We start from the raw sequence: 2,368 nt of genomic DNA, 5'->3' as shown, positions 1-2,368 counted from the left end.
CGAGCTTGCCGGCCAGGACGTACGCGACGAACACGACGGCGAGGAGCGGGAGGCTCGCCGCCGACGGACGGCCGAGGGTGGCCGCGAGGCTACGCATTCTGGACAGCTTACTTCTTCGCCCCCGGATCGCCTAGTGCCGTTTCAACTATTCGCGCCTAGGAAGGCACCGTGTACGTCGTTCGTGGACAGATTTAGTATCAACAAGTTGGAACGGCACTAGGGGGTTCGAAGGGGCCGCGCCTCAGAGCTCGATCTGGGCGCCCAGCTCGACGACTCGGTTGGGCGGGATCTTGAAGAAGTCGGTGACCGAGGCGCCGTTGCGGGCCATCAGATGGAACAGGCGCTTGCGCCAGGCCATCATCGGCCCCCGTCCCGTGGGCACCACGTGGGTGCGCCCCAGGTAGAACGTCGTCTGCTCGGGATCGACCGCGACGTGGTCGCAGCAATGCGCGACGATCTCGGGGACGTCAGGGTGCTCCATGAAGCCGTAATGGACGCGGACGCGGTAGAACCCCTGAGGCAGGGACTCGCTGGCCATCCGCCGCTCATCGTCCACTTCGGGGATCTCCTCCGTCACCACCGATAACAGGATGACCCGCTCGTGGAGCGCCTTGTTGTGGCGGAGGTGGTGCTGGAGAACCAGCGGCGCGCCCTCCACCTCGTTGGTGAGGAACACCGCGGTCCCCGGCACGCGCGGCGGCGGAACGCGCTCCAACTCGGCGATGAACTCGTCCAGCGGGATGGCGGCCCGCGATAGGACGCCGGTCAGCAGGCGGCTACCGCGGTTCCACGTCTCCATGAGGATGAACATGCCGCCGGCGATCGCCAGCGGCACCCAGCCGCCATCGCCGATCTTGACGGCGTTGGCGCCCAGGAAGGCCAGATCGATAGCCAGGAAGATCCCGGCCACCCCGACGGCGCGCCATCGGGACCAGCCCCAGCGGTCGCGCGCGATCACATAGAAGAGCAGGGTGGTGATCGCCATGGTGCCGGTCACCGCGATGCCGTAGGCGGCACCGAGCGCGCTGGAGGACTGAAAGGCGAAGACGATGAGGAGACAGCCGACCATCAGCGCGCGGTTGACGGCGGGAACGTAGACCTGACCGGCCTCGGACCGCGAGGTGTGCACGACCGTCAGCCGGGGGCTGAAGCGGAGCTGCACCGCCTGCCGGGTGAGCGAAAAGGCGCCCGAAATCAGCGCCTGCGACGCGATGATGGCAGCCAGAGTGGCGATCACCAGCAACGGGTACTGAAACCACGACGGCGCCAGAAGGTAGAACGGGTTCCGCACGGCCTCCGGCGAGCGCAGCAGCAACGCCCCCTGCCCGAAGTAGTTGAGCACCAGGGCCGGAAAGACGAGGGCGAACCAGGCCAGGCGGATCGGAGTCCGGCCGAAGTGGCCCATGTCCGCGTACAGCGCCTCCGCCCCCGTCACGGCCAGCACGACGGCGCCCAGCGCCAGGAACCCCCGCCAGCCGTGCTCGGCCAGCAGCCGGGCGCCGTACCAGGGATTGAGCGCGGCCAGGATCTCGGGCACGCGGGCGATCTCGACCGCCCCCAGGACGGCGATGGTAACGAGCCAGGCCAGCATGACGGGCCCGAAGATGCCACCCACGCGGGCCGTTCCGCGGTGCTGGACCAGGAACAGACCGACCAGGATGACGGCCGAGGCGGGCACGACGTACGGCGCGAAACCGGGGGCGGCGATCTCGAGACCCTCCGTGGCGCCCAGGACGGAGATCGCCGGGGTGATGACGCCGTCGCCGTAGAGCAACGCGGCCCCGAACAGACCGATGGCCAGGAAGACTCGCCGCTGCGGGCTCCGGTCGCGGCGGCGCGTCAGCAGGACGAGCGCGAGCAGGGCCAGGATGCCGCCCTCGCCGCGGTTGTCGAGCCGCATGATGAAGACGACGTACTTCATGCTGACGATCAGAATGAGCGACCATGAGATGAGGGAGAGCACGCCGTACACGGCGGCGGCCGTCGGCGCCAGCCCGTGCTGGGGGTTGAAGCATTCGCGGAAGGCATAGAGAGGGCTGGTGCCGATGTCGCCATAAACGACGCCGAGCGCCGCCAGCGAGAGGGCGGCGAGCCGCCGCGGCCCGTCCTTCTCCGCACCAGGCCTGGTGGCCTGCGCGGGGCGCCCGCGTATGGGGGGCTTGGCCACAGTTCTGTCGTCGGCTCCTGTCAACCTCGTGCCAACCGGGGCTCGCCAACCTCCGCCCTGCCCGGGTAAACTTGCGCCATCCCCGTCGGAGGGCATGAATGGCGAAGCAAGCAAAAGTCTACCGCACCGAGCTCAGCCCGCTGAGCTTTCTCACGCGCAACGCGTACGTCTTTCCCGACAAGACGGCCGTCGTGCACGACC

The 2,368-nt window shown here is 68.5% G+C and carries 1 protein-coding gene; it reads right to left on the bottom strand.

Translation table 11 applies throughout. The features are described from left to right. Nucleotides 1-241: 241 nt before the first annotated feature. Entirely contained in the window at nt 242-2,077 is a 1,836-nt protein-coding gene (locus tag VGV13_17845) for a potassium transporter Kup (protein HEV8642953.1), read from the bottom strand. Nucleotides 2,078-2,368 lie beyond the last annotated feature (291 nt).

It is taken from the genome of Candidatus Methylomirabilota bacterium, assembly GCA_036001065.1.
In the GTDB taxonomy this organism is placed as follows: domain Bacteria; phylum Methylomirabilota; class Methylomirabilia; order Rokubacteriales; family CSP1-6; genus MNEF01.
This window is presented reverse-complemented; position numbering and strand designations above follow the sequence as displayed.